The 17,185-nt window shown below is 59.3% G+C and carries 18 protein-coding genes; 13 read left to right on the top strand and 5 right to left on the bottom strand.

The window, feature by feature from the left end; genetic code table 11:
• Positions 1-2: 2 nt before the first annotated feature.
• Genes J5Y06_RS17290 through J5Y06_RS17280 form a run of 3 tightly spaced genes read right to left on the bottom strand, consistent with a single transcriptional unit; the run spans position 3 to position 1,337 of the window.
• Complete coding sequence (locus tag J5Y06_RS17290; RefSeq protein WP_209336439.1) at positions 3-302, bottom strand: VirB3 family type IV secretion system protein; 300 nt, start codon at positions 300-302, stop codon at positions 3-5.
• Between the two features lie 3 nt (positions 303-305).
• Positions 306-632 (bottom strand): TrbC/VirB2 family type IV secretion system protein, encoded by a 327-nt coding sequence (locus J5Y06_RS17285; RefSeq protein ID WP_209336438.1) that lies wholly within the window; start codon positions 630-632, stop codon positions 306-308.
• Between the two features lie 12 nt (positions 633-644).
• Positions 645-1,337 (bottom strand): lytic transglycosylase domain-containing protein, encoded by a 693-nt coding sequence (locus tag J5Y06_RS17280; protein ID WP_342453445.1) that lies wholly within the window; start codon positions 1,335-1,337, stop codon positions 645-647.
• Positions 1,338-1,666: 329 nt separating this feature from the next.
• On the opposite strand from J5Y06_RS17280, the gene J5Y06_RS17275 reads away from it, so the two are divergent.
• The 13 genes from J5Y06_RS17275 to J5Y06_RS17215 all read left to right on the top strand — a co-directional run bounded on the left by J5Y06_RS17275 (position 1,667) and on the right by J5Y06_RS17215 (position 14,627).
• A complete protein-coding gene (locus tag J5Y06_RS17275; RefSeq protein ID WP_209336437.1) occupies positions 1,667-2,269 on the top strand; it encodes a hypothetical protein in 603 nt (200 codons plus the stop codon).
• Positions 2,266-2,802, top strand: a complete 537-nt coding sequence (locus tag J5Y06_RS17270) for a thermonuclease family protein (protein WP_209336436.1) — start codon at positions 2,266-2,268, stop codon at positions 2,800-2,802. The genes J5Y06_RS17275 and J5Y06_RS17270 overlap by 4 nt, the downstream gene beginning before the upstream one ends.
• Positions 2,799-3,494: a thermonuclease family protein gene (locus J5Y06_RS17265; protein ID WP_209336435.1), complete on the top strand. Its 696-nt coding sequence runs from the start codon at positions 2,799-2,801 to the stop codon at positions 3,492-3,494. Before J5Y06_RS17270 ends, J5Y06_RS17265 begins: the two co-directional genes overlap by 4 nt.
• 1,148 nt (positions 3,495-4,642) lie before the next feature.
• Complete coding sequence (locus tag J5Y06_RS17260; protein ID WP_209336434.1) at positions 4,643-5,269, top strand: response regulator; 627 nt, start codon at positions 4,643-4,645, stop codon at positions 5,267-5,269.
• Between the two features lie 2 nt (positions 5,270-5,271).
• Positions 5,272-5,976 carry an FkbM family methyltransferase gene (locus J5Y06_RS17255; RefSeq protein ID WP_209336433.1) on the top strand — a complete coding sequence of 235 codons (705 nt, stop codon included), beginning with the start codon at positions 5,272-5,274 and terminating at the stop codon, positions 5,974-5,976.
• Entirely contained in the window at positions 5,966-6,511 is a 546-nt protein-coding gene (locus J5Y06_RS17250) for a putative pterin-binding protein (protein ID WP_209336432.1), read from the top strand. Before J5Y06_RS17255 ends, J5Y06_RS17250 begins: the two co-directional genes overlap by 11 nt.
• Positions 6,508-7,761 carry a sensor histidine kinase gene (locus tag J5Y06_RS17245; protein ID WP_209336431.1) on the top strand — a complete coding sequence of 418 codons (1,254 nt, stop codon included), beginning with the start codon at positions 6,508-6,510 and terminating at the stop codon, positions 7,759-7,761. The genes J5Y06_RS17250 and J5Y06_RS17245 overlap by 4 nt, the downstream gene beginning before the upstream one ends.
• Before the next feature lie 357 nt (positions 7,762-8,118).
• Positions 8,119-9,333 carry a plasmid partitioning protein RepA gene (gene repA, locus J5Y06_RS17240; protein WP_209336430.1) on the top strand — a complete coding sequence of 405 codons (1,215 nt, stop codon included), beginning with the start codon at positions 8,119-8,121 and terminating at the stop codon, positions 9,331-9,333.
• Positions 9,330-10,367: a plasmid partitioning protein RepB gene (gene repB / locus J5Y06_RS17235; protein ID WP_209336429.1), complete on the top strand. Its 1,038-nt coding sequence runs from the start codon at positions 9,330-9,332 to the stop codon at positions 10,365-10,367. The genes repA and repB overlap by 4 nt, the downstream gene beginning before the upstream one ends.
• A 276-nt stretch (positions 10,368-10,643) precedes the next feature.
• The gene (gene repC / locus J5Y06_RS17230; RefSeq protein ID WP_209336428.1) at positions 10,644-11,996 is read left to right on the top strand and encodes a plasmid replication protein RepC; all 1,353 of its coding nucleotides are present in this window, start codon (positions 10,644-10,646) and stop codon (positions 11,994-11,996) included.
• A gap of 163 nt (positions 11,997-12,159) precedes the next feature.
• Positions 12,160-13,650 (top strand): replicative DNA helicase, encoded by a 1,491-nt coding sequence (locus J5Y06_RS17225; RefSeq protein ID WP_209336427.1) that lies wholly within the window; start codon positions 12,160-12,162, stop codon positions 13,648-13,650.
• Between the two features lie 66 nt (positions 13,651-13,716).
• Positions 13,717-14,148 (top strand): antitoxin Xre-like helix-turn-helix domain-containing protein, encoded by a 432-nt coding sequence (locus tag J5Y06_RS17220; RefSeq protein WP_209336426.1) that lies wholly within the window; start codon positions 13,717-13,719, stop codon positions 14,146-14,148.
• Positions 14,145-14,627, top strand: coding sequence for an RES family NAD+ phosphorylase (locus J5Y06_RS17215; protein ID WP_209336425.1), 483 nt, complete (start codon positions 14,145-14,147; stop codon positions 14,625-14,627). The genes J5Y06_RS17220 and J5Y06_RS17215 overlap by 4 nt, the downstream gene beginning before the upstream one ends.
• Before the next feature lie 22 nt (positions 14,628-14,649).
• Here the strand turns inward: J5Y06_RS17215 and J5Y06_RS17210 are convergent, their stop codons facing one another.
• Together J5Y06_RS17210 and J5Y06_RS17205 are read right to left on the bottom strand one after the other, a co-directional pair.
• Complete coding sequence (locus tag J5Y06_RS17210; RefSeq protein WP_209336424.1) at positions 14,650-15,819, bottom strand: site-specific integrase; 1,170 nt, start codon at positions 15,817-15,819, stop codon at positions 14,650-14,652.
• Positions 15,820-15,828: 9 nt separating this feature from the next.
• Positions 15,829-16,917 (bottom strand): hypothetical protein, encoded by a 1,089-nt coding sequence (locus J5Y06_RS17205; protein ID WP_209336423.1) that lies wholly within the window; start codon positions 16,915-16,917, stop codon positions 15,829-15,831.
• Positions 16,918-17,185 lie beyond the last annotated feature (268 nt).

Raw genomic sequence — 17,185 nt, 5'->3', positions numbered from 1 at the left:
GGTCATGGTCCGTAGGAGTTGGTTCGCCAGAACAGCCGGTTCGGCGTCCGCGGTGTGCGGCGGCCGACGACCTGCGCAAGGTCGAGGATTCGAATGTCGCGGCTGCAGAGGGCGAAGAGGGCGAGATAGATGAGAGGTGCGATCAGGACCGACCAGAAGCTCGAACTCACGAGGAACGCGATCAGCGTGACGCCGACGATGACGTAGAAGGCGTTGAGGGGAATGCCCCACATCATTGGCGGCCGGGTCAGGCCAATCACCAGCGGAGTCAACCGCGGCTTCTCATCGGTGAACTCAACCATCACTCAGTTCCCTACGGCCGAGATCATCTCGTCAACGATCGCTGGCGCGCCAAAGACGAGACCTATGCCGAGGACGACCGCGCCGGCCGTGAACCAGGAAAGACGCCCCGCGAAGGCCAGGAAACCTAGGGCGATGACCGCAATGATCGCCAGCAGGCGTCCAAACGGCCCTGTGATGAAATCGACGATCATCTGAACAGCCGTTTCGAGCGGTGCGAAGGCGCCCGACGACTGAGCAAAGGCCGGCTCGGCCAGCGTGGAACAGATGAAGGCGACCGCGATCAACTTAACAATGGTGGCTGTGGAGCAATCTTGAGATGGGCTATTCATGTCGTCCTCCGGCTAGAAATGCATGACGCCGCCAAGCCATTGGCGACGCTCGCGCACCGTGATGACCCCGCTGACATTGGAAGAGAGCTCAGCAGCGTCGGGTGCGCGGCGCTGCTTGCTTGCGCTGCTCCCGTCGAGACCCAGCTGGATATTGAGGATCTCGGCGATGTAGCCGAGCGTTTCCTTGAACGGAGGGATTCCTCCATGCGCGCGCACGCTCCCCTCGCCGGCATTGTAGGCGGCAGCGACCAGGAGTGGATTGCGGAATTCGTCTGTCAGCTCGCGCAGGTAGCGGACACCACCGTCGATGTTCTCTTCCGGATCGCAAATATCTGCGACGCCAAACCGGCCGGCCGTTTGCGGCATGAGCTGCATCGGCCCCCGGGCGCCTCTGGGGGAATTGCGGAGTCGGTCGAGACGGCTTTCGGCGGTAACGACCGCGACAGCGAAGCCGACATCAACCTTGTGCCGCTGCGCCGCCTCGATAACGAGGCGGGTGATCTCCTCTGGAGGCAAGGGTGAGGGCCCGCACTTGGGGGCGTCTTGCGAGGCACCACCACTAAAATGATTGTCAATTGGCTTCGGTTCGCCAGTACTGCCTTCCGGCACGCCGGTAGTCGCGAGGGCCTTGCGCTGAGGAACGATTTGACCGCCCTCCCCCAGCACAAAGTCGTCGGGAAGACGCGCCCAGCGTTCTTCGGCCACGCTGTCTGCGGCTGATCGAGTGCCATCCTGTTGCCGACTTTCGGCTGTCCGAACTGGCTGCAGCGCCATGCGCGAGGACAGGTCGGACGCCATGCCTGGCCCAAAGGGAGTGACACATATGCACGTGAGGATTGTCACCGCCAGAAGCGGACGTATCGTCGGTGTTGTAGCGTGCATCGCCATCGGTCCGCATCCAAAGCCTTGTAACGCTGGATTTCGGAATGGTTAGGCGAGTCAAAAAACAATGTCAATTTGATTGTGATTTTTCTTGCAATAGCGAAGGAGGCAGGTCAATGTCGAGCAAGATGACAACCTGGAGGCGACAGCCGATGAGACGAGCAGCGGTCTGCCTGGTCGCGATCACTGCGTCCCTGCCAGCCCATGCGGCCGGGCCAATCGACGAGGCATATATCCGTTCGCTCGCCGCGCCGGGAAAGACCGTGCTGGTCATGGAGTACTACGACGGGCAGCAGAAAGTGACCGGTCAGAAAGGCTTCGCCTCGGCTTCCGGCTTCCGCGCGATCTCTGCGACCGATTTCCGCGTCGATGCCAATCTGACTGTCCATCTCTACGGGATCGAACCCTGCAAAGGGGACATGGTGAACCTCAAGGAGGATTTTACCGGCTCCTGCGAAGACTACGCTCGCCAGGGTCTGGCGACGCTCCTGCAGTCTCCCCGCGTGATCTATTGCCGGGCCTTTGTCAGTGAGACCGGTGCTCAGGCGCAGGATGCGACGTGCTACGGCTACTACAACTATCCGGGCAGCCTCGACTCGATCGACATGTTCGAGGAGCAGCTGGTTTCGCTGGGCACCCACCGCATCGCCAAGAAGCCCGACGGAACGCTGGCTCGTACCGATCTGAACGAGGCCGAGGCCATCGGTCGCAAAGGCTACGGCATGTGGGCAGATCCAAGGATTGCAGCGCAATGAGGTCCCCTGCCCTTCTCCTGGCGCTGGTACTCGCACCTATGCCGGCGACGGCGGCGCCACCGGAGGGCTACTTCGAACTGAAACCGGGAATGACGCTGGAAAGCGGCGATAGCTGGCGTGACGGTGAAGGCCACTTTCGGCTCTTCGGTGTTCAGGCGTGTCTGCGCGGGACGTTCTATACCGACAAGGCGGGCTCTCGACGCGACTGTGGTGAGGCCTCGCTGGCCGTGCTTGCAGCCTATATAAAGGATACGACGCCCGTGTGTGCGCGGGTTGCACGATCGGCCGAAACAGTCTTCGTGTCCTGCTATGCTACGATCGGTGCGGATCGCCTGGATCTCGCAAATTTGATGATTTCCTCTGGCTTTGGTTTCGCCTCCCTCGACGGTCGCGGTCTGCCCCATCACGCTCCTTATGCGGTGGTCGAGCAAGCTGCGCGGGAAAAGAAGGTCGGTCTCTGGCAATTCGAGGATGTCCAGCATCCTGCGATCCTGCTTGGCCAGAGCGCAAACGGCGGATGGACATCGCCATGAAGCCGGCTATCGTCACGTCGACCGTGGTCGCCTTGGCAATGACCGCCCTGCCCCATCCGGTTCAGTCTGCGGATGCCCTGCGTAACCAGCAACGTTCTCCCATGGAGAGTAAACCGGCCCCCTACGCAACTTCCTTGACCAAAATCTCCGGCCGAACCACCGTCATCGATGGCCAGACACTTTGGTTCCCAAAGGGCGGATACAAGGTCCGGCTCGCCTCCATCGACGCCTGCGAACTGCCGCAATGGTCCTACGATCCGCGTCGCCACGGCGAAAGCATGATCCCCAAGCCAGTGCCGTGCGGGCCGCTTGCGAAGGCATGGTTGAAGCGAACGGTCGGTAGCGCCAAGGTCAACTGCCAGGTCCATGCCTACGACGCCGACGGTGCGCTGCTTGGCCGATGCGCCGTGAGGAGTCGAGACCTCGCGCTGGAGATGTTGAAGGTTGGCTGGGCCCGGGCGAACGTGGCTGCGCCTGCCGAGTACCTGACTTGGCAGAAATACGCCATGTCCGCGCGTTACGGCATGTGGGCGACTTACGTGCTCGATATGCCGGAATGGCGCGCCAAGGCCGTCGACCGAACGCTGTCGCGTCGACCGATCGCCGATTTCAACCTGCTTGCCGAACGTGAAAGCGAGATCTCGCCGCCGTTCGAAGATGCGCGACAGCGCCCGAAGCGGACTGATCGATAGACGGATGGGAGGAGAAGTTCCATGAATCTTGTCAAGCTGACCGGGATCGCAACGATTTTGTCCGCTGCGGGTTGGCTGTCGCTCGCTAACAATGCTGACGCAAGTGAGTGGGGTTGTGAGGTTCTTCTTTGCGCTTCGTCGTCCAACCCATCATGGCGCGGCGTTCCGGCGTGCCAGCCACCTATGAAACGGCTTATTTCAGCAATGCGAGGCTGGAATTTCTCGTGGCCGACCTGCCCCGAGGCTGGCACCGGAAAGCCGGGTTATGAGCGCTACGCTGATTGTCCGAGCGGCTGGAATGTCGATTACAGCGAACAAGATCGGGGAGGCTCCCAAGCGGACATTTGTGTGCAGGTGCGGAACACCTGCCCGCGGGGATTTGGAGCAGAGGAGGATTGCCGGCAAACAGTCACCATGCCTCGGCCGGCTCGGGAAGATCCTTACTATTTCGACATCCGAAGCGACGATGGGAATGTTGCCCGGCATTGGTTCAACCTGAAGCGATAATCACCCCCACCGAAAGTGCCAAAGAGTCAACGCTCGGCAGATGATTCGTACACTCAATTCTGACGAGCGGGCTCACCCTTTGGGCCGTTGAAGGTAATCAACCAACGTTGCTTGATGTGGGCGAAGTGTCCCGATTACTTGGTCGAGAAAGGCCACACTGGGGATGGTCCGATCTGCCACCACGAGCGCTATACAATAGAGAGCCTTCCTCTTAGCGTCTTCCGGCCCTTCGGGGCATTTCGACGCTAGCCGCCGAAGCGCGCGCATCTCCATCCACCTGGCAACACAGGCGAACGGGTAAACTAAAATTGACCAAGTGGCTGACGGGCGACTTTCGAGTTTCAGCCGTATCGCACGGGTGCCCTTATGCCGCGCAATATTGTCGTCCAACGAAGTACGGAACAGTCTGAAATATCCTCGCATCTCCCTTTTCCCAAGGATTCTCGGGGGTTAGGCCTCCCGGTGCCTGTTACTCCTCGATGTCATCGCTTTCTGCCATCGGACGCCAACAACCGAAAGTGACGGTTGCGTCCCGTTTTGAGGGGGATGGCACCATCCCTATGAACCCGGTTCTGTTTGGGTTTCTATATAGTTCAACGGCAATTCCGGGGGGAGGCACCAGGTCAGGCTCGGAGTCGACCATGCGCCGTGCACTGGTAATAGAAGATCAAGACCTGATGCGTCAGGCCCTGATAGTCGAACTGAAGGACAGTCTCGGCGATTGCATTATCGCCGGCGCGCAAACTTACGCCCTCGCCCAGAGTGCGCTGGCGGATGAAATGTTCGACGTCGTCCTGATCGATCCTGGCTTACCCGGCTTCGACCCAACATCATCCGATCAACGCCTCAGAGTGGTCGAGGCGATTGTCCGAGCCGCACCCTCCGCCGTTCACATCGTCATCACTGGCTCGGACAACGACAAAGAAGCAGCTGCATGTCGTGAACTGGGGGTGGCAGCCTATCTCGGAAAGACCGGCCTTCCGCGGGGAGGACTCGGCAAAGTGCTGGAGCAAGTGGCGCGCGATGAATTCTCGCTGCGCTACTCCTCTGCCAACGCGCAAGCAACCGAAGTCCACATCTCTGGCCTCACACCTCGTGAAAGTCGCATCACCGAACTCATGATGCAACGCCGGCCCGGAGAACGGCGCAAAGACGTCTTTGTAAAGATGGCCGAAGAATTGAGAATAGAGCCAAACAGCGCGGAGAGATACTTCAAGCAGGCGCGCGCAAAGCTCTTGAAATATGGTCGATTGCCCCGGGGTTTGTAACCATGAAAACGTTGAACGTGCATGGCGTTGAGGTACCACTATGCTCAAATGAGGTCTCACCTGAAATTTGGGCAGCGCTCCAGAACGGACGCTACGAGGCAAACGAAGCAAGAAGGATCGCCAGAGCAGTCCGCCGTGGTGATCGGGTCCTCGAGCTCGGCGCTGGGATCGGCGTGATCACGTCGATTATTGCGTCGATCGAGTCTGTTCGGGTGTGGAGTTTTGAAGCTGATCCTCGCACAGCTTGCTTGGCGCAGCGCGTTATCGATCAGAATTGCGCCGGCAATGTGATTCTTTCAAATGGGATACTCGCCGCAGGCCCCTCGGCGAAAGTGACATTCTATCGGCGAGCCGACTTCTGGATGTCCTCGAAGTTCCCAGAACAAGGCCCTTATGAGGGCAAAGTCGAACTAATGTCCCTCGACATCGATGAGTTCATCGAGACGCATCGAATAAACGTTTTGGTTATGGACATCGAGGGTGCGGAGCTCGAGATACTACAGCGAGCTCGACTTCCCGGGGTGGAGCGCGTCTTTCTGGAGCTTCATGACCATTTGTACGGTCTGTCTGGCATCCAGGAGATTACGAGAGCGATGTCGCGCAAGGGGCTCATCTATGATCCCAGAGGTTCCAGTGGACCATGCGTTCTCTACTCGCTCGACGATGGAGAAAGAGAATTCGATGCGGAGGTCGCCCATGCTGTTTAGAGCAATCGCCCTTTTGTTGTCTGTGCTGCTACTGCCGAACAACGCAACTTTCGCCGCGCTTAGCGATCCCACGATTCTCACTATCGAAGACGAGCAGCACCAGGCGCCCGACAAATATCCCGTCGATATGTTGCGTTCGAGATACGAAAATGTCGAGATTCAGACACGAACACCTTGGTCCAAGGCGGGGGACGTCGTCACGTTTCGAGGGCCGAGGATCGGCGATGTGCTCCGCGAACATGGACTCAGCACAGGCAAATCCGTGCAGTTCATCGCCTATGATAACTTCACGTCGGAAATCACGCTAAAGGAAATTGAGGCCTACAACCCAATTTTCGCGATCGATCGGGCGTGCGTCGAGGCAGACAAGGCATCCGGCAGATGCACCCCTCAGCAAGACTTCACGCCCCTGTCGCCAGAGGAGCAGGGTCCGATATTTCTGGTGTGGCCTTACGACGACCTCCCGAGCGCGTATATCCCTGCTCGCAATTCGATATGGGTCTGGTTCGTTGTCGCCGTCCGACAATCACTATGATGCCCATTGCCGCGCTTTCAAGGACCGCCCTGCCCTTCATTTGTTTGGGAATCGCGCTGGTCCTGTGTGGCTGGGCGTTCATCCGTTCGGAACATTACCGCGCAGAATCAGATCTAAAATTCGGCCAGACTTACGAAATACAGTGGCGGACGACTCAGATCCGTGAACGGCTGGCGCGGATTCATGGCGACCTCCGCCTGGCGAAGGTCACGGGAACAATCGAAGAGCGTCTCAGCCGTGAGATATTTCTGCTCCAAGCGAATGTCGGTCAGCTCCTCAATCTGGAATATGCCCCGGAATTTTTGCGGCAACGTGATATCGAGTTGGTCGAAGGCCTACAAACGATCGCCGAAACTAGTCTTAGGCCAGTTCTTGAAGACTTATCGAGGATTGAGGAAGCTCTTGCGGACATGCCGGATTTGGAACAGCGCATGTTTGAGGTTTCAGGAACTGCGGTTGCACACGCCGAGACGTTGAACACTACGCTACATATTGCGGCATCCGCCTCCAGAAACCGCTTTCTGTTCGCTACCGCACTGGCTCTTGCTGCACTTGGTTACACCATCATTCATTTTCGGAATGTTTTTGCGCGCAGGCGGGACCAACAGATGCGGTCTTTCTCCACACTTTACGCCCACATGACGCGGTCGCGGGTCACTGCTCTCAGGCTCTTCCTCGACTATCAAGATGAGGCAAGCGTGCGCCACCCGGAGATGCTTTCTTCCGCGAAGGAAGCTGTTCAGCAGCTTGAGACCATTACGATTGGGCTGAACTCAATAGCGTCCGCAGACAGCGATACTCCACGCGAGCCGCTCTCGAAAGTACTTGCAGCGCTTGCAGCTGAACGATTTGTCCAGCCGGCGGTGCTCGCAGACGAGGAAGTGGGCGCGACACCGGTACCATCTATGCAGGTTCGCCTGTTGATCGACGAGCTCCTGCAGAATGCAGAGGCTGCTGTAAAAGACATCCCAAATGCGCGCATCGAAATCTCAGCGCGGCTGACGAAAGCGGCGATGAGCGGGAAGGCCAAGCTGTCGTTGGAAGTAGCCGACAATGGTCCCGGCATGACACCGGAAGTGCTAGCCAGGGCAGTTGCTCCGTTCTTCTCAACGAAGGCTGGCTCCCATACAGGGTTGGGCCTAACGGGCTGCGCGCAGATGGTTGCGGCCCTCAAGGGGAAAATCAGTATTGCCTCGCAGCCTGGTAAGGGCACGTCTGTTCAGATCGTGCTACCTATTCAGAGCGCGTAAGTCGCGCCTGCCTATAAACGAAATTGCGCCTTCCGCGGTCGCAATACAACAGAACTACGATCAAAGTGGCGAATCGGTCTGTCGTTCCTATTGTGCAGAACACGTGCGGTTAACTCTGGTCGTTCGTCCTTTGAGCTTATAGATCTATCTGGTGCCGGGCGCGACACCCATGTGAGCGTACGGAGCTAAGGCTCGGAAATCGTGCGCAAAAGATCGCCCTGGTGACACCGTGAGTCTAGCGCCTAAGATTTCGTTAACCAAAAATGGCTGGACGGGGTGCGAGAATCGTGGCCTACAGTTTGTCGGGCCGAGGCCGCCAAAGCGCCGACAGCCCGCCAATAGAAAAGCAGGGCGACAATGTCTGGTCCGGTCCTTATCACTCCAGTGGTCGAAGACGCTGCGGCGAAGATCGTCCGCCACTCGGAAACTCTCTCTACTCAGCTTCAGTCTATTCGGCAGAGGCTCTATATGCCGGAAGGCCACAAGGAGCTCAGACCATTCTCAACGAAAGAGGTTTCGGATCTGACATCAATCCCCGAGTCGACCTTGAAATTGTTGTCTAGCCAAGGAAAGGGCCCAAAACCAGCCCGTTTGGACAACAACCATCGCTCCTACACCCTCACCCAAATCAATGAGCTTCGCGCTCTCATGGCTGAACAGAAGCCCACGGAGGCGCTCCGATATCTGCCACATAGACGCATGAACGAGCACCTTCAGGTGCTTGCAATGGTCAATTTCAAAGGCGGGAGTGCGAAGACCACAACCAGTGTTCACCTCTCTCACTATCTCGGTTTGCATGGCTATAGGGTGCTGGTCATAGATCTTGATCCACAGGCTTCGCTATCGGCCTTGTTTGGCGCTCAACCAGAAACTGAGGTGGGTCCCAACGAGACCATTTATGCGGCTCTGAGATATGATGATTTGCGTCGACCTCTTCGTGACGTAGTCAGGAAAACGTATTTTCCAGGGGTGGACCTAGTCCCCTCGAATATTGAGATCATGGAGTATGAGCATCAGACGCCGATGGTGCTCGCGAACAAGCTTATTGGGATCGAGGATATTTTCTTCGAGCGTCTCAGATTGGCGATCGAGGAAGTAAAAGCCGACTACGATGTTGTGATCCTCGACACGCCGCCGTCGCTCGGCTACCTCACACTCGGTGCCGTATATGCGGCAACAGGAATGGTTTTCACGGTTCACCCCGCGATGCTAGATGTCGCTTCGATGAGCCAGTTTCTCCGAATGATGAGCGACCTGGTTGATCAACTGACGGAGGTTGGCGCCTCACTCAGGAAGGATTTTATTCGCTACCTTTTCACGCGCCATGATCCCAACGATCAACCGCAGGCTCAGATCGTGGCGATGCTTCGGCAGCTGTTCGAGAATGATGTGCTTGTGCCCACTGTTCTAGAAAGCACCGCGGTCGAAGCAGCGGGCCTGGCAAAACGCAGTTTGTATGAACTCGAACGTGGCCAGGTCGGTGCCGACACGGTTCGTCGTGCGCGTGAGTCTATGGACGCGGTGAATGCACAGATCGTCGAACTTATGAGACATAGTTGGGGGCGGTCATGACCAAGCGGCCGTCTAAATCCATTACCGCTGCGTTCGGGCTAGCGAACACCGTTCCATTAAGGCCTGACGAACAAAGGGCGACGGAAGGAAAGGAAAGCCCCCTCCCCGCCCCTATCGGTCAGAGATCGATGTTGACGCCGGGTGTAATTCAAGCTTCCCAAAAGTCGATTTCGGACCTTCGCCAAGAGCGTGATCGTTTGAAGGCATTGGTGGAACAGGGCGGCACAGGCCAGGATCTCGATCCTGATCTGATCGATCCGTCACCATTCCGAGATCGATTGCCTGACGATGACGGGCAAGAGTTTCAGGCTTTCAAGGAGGAGTTCGTAAGCGAAGGGCAGAAACTTCCTATTCTTGTGCGAGTGGACCCGGAGAACCCAGAGCGCTATCAGACCGCGTTCGGGCACCGTCGGACGAGAGCGGCACGTGAGGCTGGTATTCGCGTTCGGGCTGTAGTTGCGGAGCTTTCGGATCGCGACCTCGCTATCGCACAGGGTGTTGAAAATGATGGGCGCAGGCAACGGCTATCCTGGATCGAAAGGGCCCGCTTTGCTGCGGACATGGAGGCTAAAGGTCTTAAGGCGCGAGACATTCGAGCAGCCCTGTCTGTTGATGACCCCGAACTCACGCGATTTCGCGCAGTCATTGGGGCTCTTTCCATGGAAGTGGTCGAGAAGATTGGTCGAGCACCAAAGGCGGGACGACCCAAGTGGGTCTCTTTGGGAAAGCTCGTTGCAGACTCGCCTGAAGCAGGACGTGTAGTCGACGAAACCTTGGCAGTTGCCAAGGTTTCCTCGCTTTCGTCCGATGAGCGCCTCGACAGCTTGATCAAGGCCCTGAGATTGCCAGGCACATCCCGCCGCACGGATCATGATCTCGATGATGGCAAGGGCAATCGCATTGGGACAGCTGTCTTCGGTCAAGGAACAATCAAGCTTTCCCTCGCGCCAAAATGTCACGATTTTTCGGAGTTTTTGAAAGACGAGATGCCTGACCTGATTGAAAGGTATTTCTCACAGCGTAGAGCGGAGTGATCCCTCTGGGTCAAAAACCTTGGCAGCTGCCAAGTTTTTTCAGCCCGGAGGTTCGGTAGATTAAGGTCGCAAAAACGGCCCCAGGCTTTGAAGAGCAACCAACCAGGAAAGGGGATAGCGGACAAAAAGAAAAGGCCCCCAGACGGCGAACCGACGTGAGAGCCTTCGTTTTCTTTGTGGCGAAGATACGAATAAGCCTCACCGAATCACTTGTCAACGCAAATTGCGCCGTTCGGGCGAGCGATATCGTATTGTCTGAATCCAGATAGACCAATCATGATTACGCATCTCGCAACGACGCCCTTCGGGGCGCGGCCGATGTCGCTTGGCTTAATTTCAAGCCAGCTCACGGCTAAGGAAGTCAAAAAAGACGCTACAGTCTCTAAGTGGCGCGTGTTCGGGGACATCCGGGAAGCTAAGGACGCACTTGGTGCAACGGATCGCGCACTGGCGATTCTCGACGCGCTGCTTTCGTTCCATCGGGGAGATGAGCTAACCGCCCAGGGCGGCTTGGTGGTCTTTCCGTCGAACAAGCTGCTAATCCGACGCGCAAATGGCATGTCGCCGGCGACGCTGCGTCGGCACCTGGCCGTACTGGTGACATGCGGCTTGGTAATCCGGCGCGACAGCCCGAACGGCAAGCGTTATGCTCGTAAGGGCCAAAATGGAGAGATCGAGCAGGCTTATGGGTTCGATCTGTCGCCGATCGTCGCGCGGGCCGAAGAGTTCGAGAACCTTGCGGCCGCTGCTCAGGCCGAGCAAAAAGCTTTCAAGCTGGCCAAGGAACGCCTGACCATCTGTCGCCGAGACATCGTCAAGATGATCGATGCCGGCATCAACGAAAGTGTTCCTGGCAACTGGCGGGGCTTTCTGACGCGCTACGAGACAATCGTCAGCCGACTACCGCGCACACCGCCACGACAAGTTCTCGACGCTATCGTCGCAGAGCTGGAGGAGCTTTGGGCTGATGTGCATGAGACGCTGGAAACATTCGTTAAATCAGAAGATTCGAACGCCAATGAGTCTCATTCTGATCGCCACATACAAAATTCAAACCCAGACTTTAATTCTACCGATGAATCTGAACATCGCTATGGAAAAATAAATGAAGCGAGCGGCAGCGCCGAGAAAACCGACAACGTACGCAACCTGCCAAAACGCGAACTGACCCTTGGGGTGGTGCTGAACGCCTGCCCGGAAATCGCCAATTTTAGCCGCAGCGGCCCAATTCGGATGTGGCGAGATCTTGCCGCCGCCGCCGATGTGGCTAGGCCGACCATGGGCATCAGCCCGAGCGCCTGGCAAGAAGCCGTCGAGGTCATGGGGCCGGACAAGGCTGCGGTCACCGTTGCCGCAATCCTGCAGCGGGCTGACCAGATCAACAGCAAGGGCGGTTATCTCCGAACCCTGACTGAACGGGCCCGAAACGACCAATTCTCGGTCTGGCCTATGGTGATGGCGCTGCTGAACGCCAGGATGGAGAGGATGGGAAGCGCGGCCGGAGCCGTCGAGATGCCCGAGCGCGGGCAGGGCGGATCTGATGGGGGCGGTGCGGGACATGAAAAGCCCACTTCGATCGAAATCAGCAGTGCCCTCGCCAAAACGATGAAGGGTAAGGGGTGGAAATGATGGCCGGCGGCGCGCTCGCAGTGAGCGCCGCCAGTCCCATCGGTCCTGCTGAAGGTCTGCCGAGGTACTGCTTTCGATCTAACTGTTTGATCTGGCCTATAATTTTTGGTGCTTGTCGATTCTGCGTTTCATTCGAGTCCTTCACTCCAGGGAAAACAAAGCCATGCTAAATGCAGCGCTCAAAATTGAGGCCGAACCGCAAGCGCGCCATCGGGAAGCACCGAGCAACATCGAGGCCGAGCAGGCGCTGCTCGGCGCGATCCTGGTCAACAACGACGCATTTTACCGGGTTTCGGATTTCCTGAAACCGGACCACTTCTACGAGCCGCTTCACCGGAGGATCTTTGAGGTGCTGGGCGACCTGATCCGGATGGGCCGGGTGGCCAGCCCGGTGACCATGCGAACATTCTTGCCGGCGGAACAGAAGGTCGGCGACATCACGATCGGCCACTATCTCGTGCGTCTCGCGGCGGAAGCTGTCACCGTCATCAATTCTGTCGACTACGGCCACGCGATCCATGACCTTGCTACCCGACGCATGCTGATCGGCATCGGCGAGGACATGGTTAACATCGCCTACGATGCACCCGTAGATATGTCGCCGGCCGACCAGGTTGAGGCGGTCGAACGGCGTTTGTTCGAAGTTGCTGAAACCGGACGCTACGATGGCGGTTTCGAGAAATTCGACGATGCGGTTCAGAGCGCGATAGACATGGCGAATGCCGCCTTCATGCGCGACGGACATTTGTCGGGTATCGCAACCGGGCTGCGTGACCTCGATCACCGTATGGGCGGTCTACAGCCCTCGGACCTCATCATTGTCGCAGGGCGGCCGGGCATGGGCAAGACGTCGCTCGCTACCAACATTGCCTTTAGTATAGCGGACGCCCATGAGCCCGACCAGCAGTTCGACGGCGCAGCGAAGGCCGCGAAGGGAGGGGTAGTAGGGTTTTTCTCACTCGAAATGTCGGCGGAGCAGCTCGCCACACGCATCATCTCCGAGCAGATCGAGATTTCATCGTCACGCATTCGCCGAGGCGAGATCTCCGAAGCCGATTTCGAGAAGCTGGTGTCTTGTTCTCAGACGATGCGAAAAATCCCGCTCTACATCGACCAGACCGGCGGCATCTCCATCGCCCAGCTCGCTACCCGAGCCAGGCGCCTCAAACGCCAGCGCGGCCTCGATGTACTGGTCATCGACTACATCCAGCTCATGCAGGGCTCCACCCAGCGGTCGTCACAGAGCCGCGTCCAGGAGGTGACCGAGATCACGACTGGCCTCAAGGCCTTGGCCAAGGAACTTGCCGTGCCGATCATCGCGCTTTCCCAGCTCTCTCGCGACGTGGAGAAGCGCGATGACAAACGGCCCCAACTGTCCGATTTGCGCGAATCCGGCTCGATCGAGCAGGACGCCGATGTGGTGCTGTTCGTCTATCGCGACGAGTACTATCTCACCGGCAAGGAGCCGGCACCCGGTACGGACGAACACCTGACGTGGGAGGCCACCATGGCGCGGGCTCGTGGAAAGGCCGATGTGATTATTGCCAAGCAGCGGCACGGACCGACGGGCACCGTGCAACTCGGATTCCAGGGCGAGTTTACCCGCTTCTTCGACCTGGCCGACGGCGATCGCCTGCCGGAACGGTTCGAGTGACCATTTCCCTTGCCGCTTACATCAAGTGAGACTATATTTTGTCTCAGTTGAGAAGGAGATTGGACCATGCTGGCAATCGCAAACGTCGCCGACGTGCTGGGCCTGCCCGGCAAGGAAGGGATGAGGTCGCCATTCGGGCTCATCACCCGGATCGAAGATGGGCTTCCGGTCGATGCGCTCGAGCGCATAGCGCGGCTCCTCGCACCTGCCGACGGTCAGTTCAAGTATCGCCTCGTGCCAAGGGCGACTTATGAGCGCCGCAAGCGCGGAGCCGTTAGACTTTCGTCGGAGGAGGGCATGCGTGTGGCCCGGCTGGCGCGGGTCTGGAATCTGGCCGTCGAGGTCTGGGGCAGTGCGGACGAGGCACGCGACTTCCTGTTCAGGCCGCACGCTATGCTCGAGGATCGGCGGCCTGTCGACGTCGTAATCCAGAACGAGATCGGCGCCGAGATGGTACTCGATATCCTCCAGGGCCTAAAATACGGCGGCGCTGTGTGACAGCGCAGACCCTCGACCGTACACTGTCGGCCTATCGCATCGGGGATCCGGCTGGAGCCTATCCGATCTTCGACGCGACCGGCTCAACGATCGCGCCAGGACGCTGGAATACGCCTGGAAGCCCGGTCATCTACGCCTCGGAGCGCTATTCGACCGCGTTGCTCGAAAAGCTGGTTCACGGCAGCGGCCGGCTGCCTCCCAACCAGCACTATGTCGAAATCACCATCCCGCGTGGGCTGAGCTACGAGATGTTCTCGCCGGCCGCGCTGCCGGGCTGGGACGTGATGCCGGCGACCGTCAGCAGGCAATTCGGCGAGGCTTGGTGTGTCGGGCGCCGAAGCGTTATCCTGATCGTTCCGAGCGTCGTCGCTCGGCTCGACAGCAACATCCTCATCAATCCCCATCACCCGGAATTCCCGTCGATCACCGCGAGCCTGCACCGGCCCGTCTATTGGGACCGCAGGCTGTTCGGGACATAGGTCGGCAAGGACCGGGAAACGTCTATGTGATCAGCCGCGCCGCGCGACCCAATTGCCGCTCGGCGTCGTTGTAGTAGCGCGAGGCCTGGCTGATCGACTTGTGCTGCGACTGCTGCATGGCTTCGGGGAGGGGAATGCCACGTCGTCCGGTTTCAGTAAGGTAGCCCGAACGCAGACCGTGGGCGGAGAACAGTTTTGGGTCGAGCCCGGCCCTGGCGATGCGCCTCTTCACGATTAGGTTGACCGACTGCGGCGTGAGCGCCTTTCGCTCGAGATGGCCCCAGCGATCGACACCGCGGAAGATCGCACCTTCACTGATCCCGCCTCGCTCCAGCCATTCCTGGAGTGCCAGCACGGGTCGGCCGATCAGTAGCACGGAGTTGTCGTCGTCGGCCTCGGTGGTCTTGGTGCGGCCGAGGCGGATTTCGAGACAGGGCAGCGTTGCGCCATCCGGATCCCTGGGGTCGACCGGAACGGGATCCTGCTCGATCAGCTGCTCGACGCGCAGCGACGCCACCTCGCTGCGACGACGTCCGCCGGAGGCAAAGGCCGTGAGCAGCAGAGCGCGGTCGCGAACGTCGACCAGGCGCTCGCCGGCGCAGGCCTGCAGGAGGGCGGCGAGTACATCGGCCGTCACCGCCTTGGGGCTTTTGCGGCCGCGCGGCCGGGCGCTGGCCCGCGTAGCGAGTTTCAGGGCTTGGCGCAGGCCGGGCGCATTGAACTTGCCCTTGAGATTGCGCCACCCGGTCAGCGTCGACCAGCTCGACAGCCGACGTCGCACAGTGCTCGGCGCATGCGGCCCATCGGCGCGCAGCAGTTCCGCGTCTCGGAGCGACGCCGCCACATCCTCGGGCATGCCGTGGCTTGGATCGGTCTCACGCTTGACGGGATCCCACAGATGATGCGCCACGAATTTCAGCAGCAGCGGCTCAGGCGCCGGCCAGGGCAGGGGTGATCCGGTCGCGGCGCGGCACCAGGCCTCGAGATAGCCGAGGTCGGAGGCGAGCGCCCGCAAAGAATTCTCGCCCATGCCTTCAGTCGCCAGATGGCGCAGCGTGGCGACATCGTCGTCGGTAAGCAGCTCGGCCAGGAAATCGCGCCGATCGAAGGGCAACACCGAATCCAGCGCGTCGAGCGCCTCGGCGCGGCGGTGTCTTGCATCGGAAAGGGGTTTTGGCAGTCTGGCATCCATGGCGGCGGCTCAGAACAAGTATCGCTCGGCAGCCCAGTCGAGCAGAACCGCGGCATCGCGATCAGCCAGCCGCACGCGGCCGGTACGCAAGCCCTTGGCAATCGCGTCACCGACGTCCGGATCGACCCAATGGCCGTGTGTCATCAGGAAAAACCAGGCGAAGGACAGGCCGATCTCGGCGTCGATCGCCTCGATACGCTCCATCAGCCGGTGGACGGAGATTCCCTCTTCGGCGAGAAGCCGTTCGGCCGGCATCTTGAGCGGCCGCGGGATGAAGCTCAGATGGCGCTCGCCCCGCTCCTCGTAATCCTTGATGTCGCAGGCCCAATGATCGAGGATCCGTGTTGCCGATGCGCTCGACCGTTCCCAATCCGCGAAAAAACGGTTCTCGCGCGGCACGAACGAGAACCAGTCCGGATTGCGCTCTAGGAACGGCGTCTCCTTCACGTAGTCGCGGCCGACCTCGCGGATGACGCGCGCCTCGATCTCAGGCCGCTGCGCCTCGCGGTGCTCGCGTTCGAGGCGCTTGCGGGTGGCGAGAAAGCTGCGCATGTGGACGAGGCCGCTGCGCCGCTGCAGGCGATAGACCGGGCCGGCGAGCACTGGTGCGTCGGTGACAGGCTCGCGCTTGACCCAGGACGGCTCCAAAAGGTCGTCGGCGCTCCAGGGGCGGTAGCCGGGATCAACCACCGGGCCGGCTAACACCTCGATCTCGCGGCCGAGCGAAAGCTGAACGAAATCGGCGACGCCCGGGCCGGTCGGTGCAAAGGCATAGACGGTCGTGCCTCGCCATTCGGCAAAGCCGAATCCGCTGGTGCGGTGCCGATTCCAGAATGCTGTGAGATCGCCCCCCACGGTGGCCAGTTCTCGTTTGGCCCACGTCTCGTGATTGCCAAGGCGTGCCCCTTCGGCACCAATCACCGTGCGATCGGCGCTGTGCCAGTAAAAGTCGTCGACAGGTGCGGCCGTGAAACTGAAACCGGGAAACGCGGCCGAAAGGGCAGGGGCGAGATCCACGTCTGCCGACGCCGGATCGAGGCTCTGTAGCACGGCTTCGACCGTGGCGGCATCGGGCAGGCGGATCGGTGTTTCGGACATGCGCAACGCCTCGTTCGGCCGGGAAGGGCCGTCTGGCGCGGGATTCCACGGCGCCGGCGGCGATGATCAGCGCGATTCTGAACGATTTGGGTGCTCAAATCAATCACTATCGATAAGAGGTCATTATCGATAGTTAAAAGATTCGCTAGAGAAGCAGCCTGTTGGTCAAGTGAGATGGCGACTAGCTTGACATTCGCAAATCAGCTACTATGAAAACAATGGCTTACGACATCGGCAAGCTGCCTCTCGAAACCCTCATTGGCCCGGT

Origin of the sequence: Tianweitania sediminis, from assembly GCF_017813335.1 — a bacterium.
Classification (GTDB): domain Bacteria; phylum Pseudomonadota; class Alphaproteobacteria; order Rhizobiales; family Rhizobiaceae; genus Tianweitania; species Tianweitania sediminis.
The sequence above is the reverse complement of the archived record's forward strand: the minus strand, read 5'-3'. Positions and strand labels throughout refer to the sequence as shown.

What these genes read in the sequence shown, in the direction of transcription:
- J5Y06_RS17290 (WP_209336439.1), bottom strand. Translation starts at nt 302, where the DNA reads ATGGTTGAGTTCACCGATGAGAAGCCGCGGTTGACTCCGCTGGTGATT.
- J5Y06_RS17285 (WP_209336438.1), bottom strand. Translation starts at nt 632, where the DNA reads ATGAATAGCCCATCTCAAGATTGCTCCACAGCCACCATTGTTAAGTTG.
- J5Y06_RS17275 (WP_209336437.1), top strand. Translation starts at nt 1,667, where the DNA reads ATGAGACGAGCAGCGGTCTGCCTGGTCGCGATCACTGCGTCCCTGCCA.
- J5Y06_RS17270 (WP_209336436.1), top strand. Translation starts at nt 2,266, where the DNA reads ATGAGGTCCCCTGCCCTTCTCCTGGCGCTGGTACTCGCACCTATGCCG.
- J5Y06_RS17265 (WP_209336435.1), top strand. Translation starts at nt 2,799, where the DNA reads ATGAAGCCGGCTATCGTCACGTCGACCGTGGTCGCCTTGGCAATGACC.
- J5Y06_RS17260 (WP_209336434.1), top strand. Translation starts at nt 4,643, where the DNA reads ATGCGCCGTGCACTGGTAATAGAAGATCAAGACCTGATGCGTCAGGCC.
- J5Y06_RS17255 (WP_209336433.1), top strand. Translation starts at nt 5,272, where the DNA reads ATGAAAACGTTGAACGTGCATGGCGTTGAGGTACCACTATGCTCAAAT.
- J5Y06_RS17250 (WP_209336432.1), top strand. Translation starts at nt 5,966, where the DNA reads ATGCTGTTTAGAGCAATCGCCCTTTTGTTGTCTGTGCTGCTACTGCCG.
- J5Y06_RS17245 (WP_209336431.1), top strand. Translation starts at nt 6,508, where the DNA reads ATGATGCCCATTGCCGCGCTTTCAAGGACCGCCCTGCCCTTCATTTGT.
- repA (WP_209336430.1), top strand. Translation starts at nt 8,119, where the DNA reads ATGTCTGGTCCGGTCCTTATCACTCCAGTGGTCGAAGACGCTGCGGCG.
- repB (WP_209336429.1), top strand. Translation starts at nt 9,330, where the DNA reads ATGACCAAGCGGCCGTCTAAATCCATTACCGCTGCGTTCGGGCTAGCG.
- repC (WP_209336428.1), top strand. Translation starts at nt 10,644, where the DNA reads ATGATTACGCATCTCGCAACGACGCCCTTCGGGGCGCGGCCGATGTCG.
- J5Y06_RS17225 (WP_209336427.1), top strand. Translation starts at nt 12,160, where the DNA reads ATGCTAAATGCAGCGCTCAAAATTGAGGCCGAACCGCAAGCGCGCCAT.
- J5Y06_RS17220 (WP_209336426.1), top strand. Translation starts at nt 13,717, where the DNA reads ATGCTGGCAATCGCAAACGTCGCCGACGTGCTGGGCCTGCCCGGCAAG.
- J5Y06_RS17210 (WP_209336424.1), bottom strand. Translation starts at nt 15,819, where the DNA reads ATGGATGCCAGACTGCCAAAACCCCTTTCCGATGCAAGACACCGCCGC.
- J5Y06_RS17205 (WP_209336423.1), bottom strand. Translation starts at nt 16,917, where the DNA reads ATGTCCGAAACACCGATCCGCCTGCCCGATGCCGCCACGGTCGAAGCC.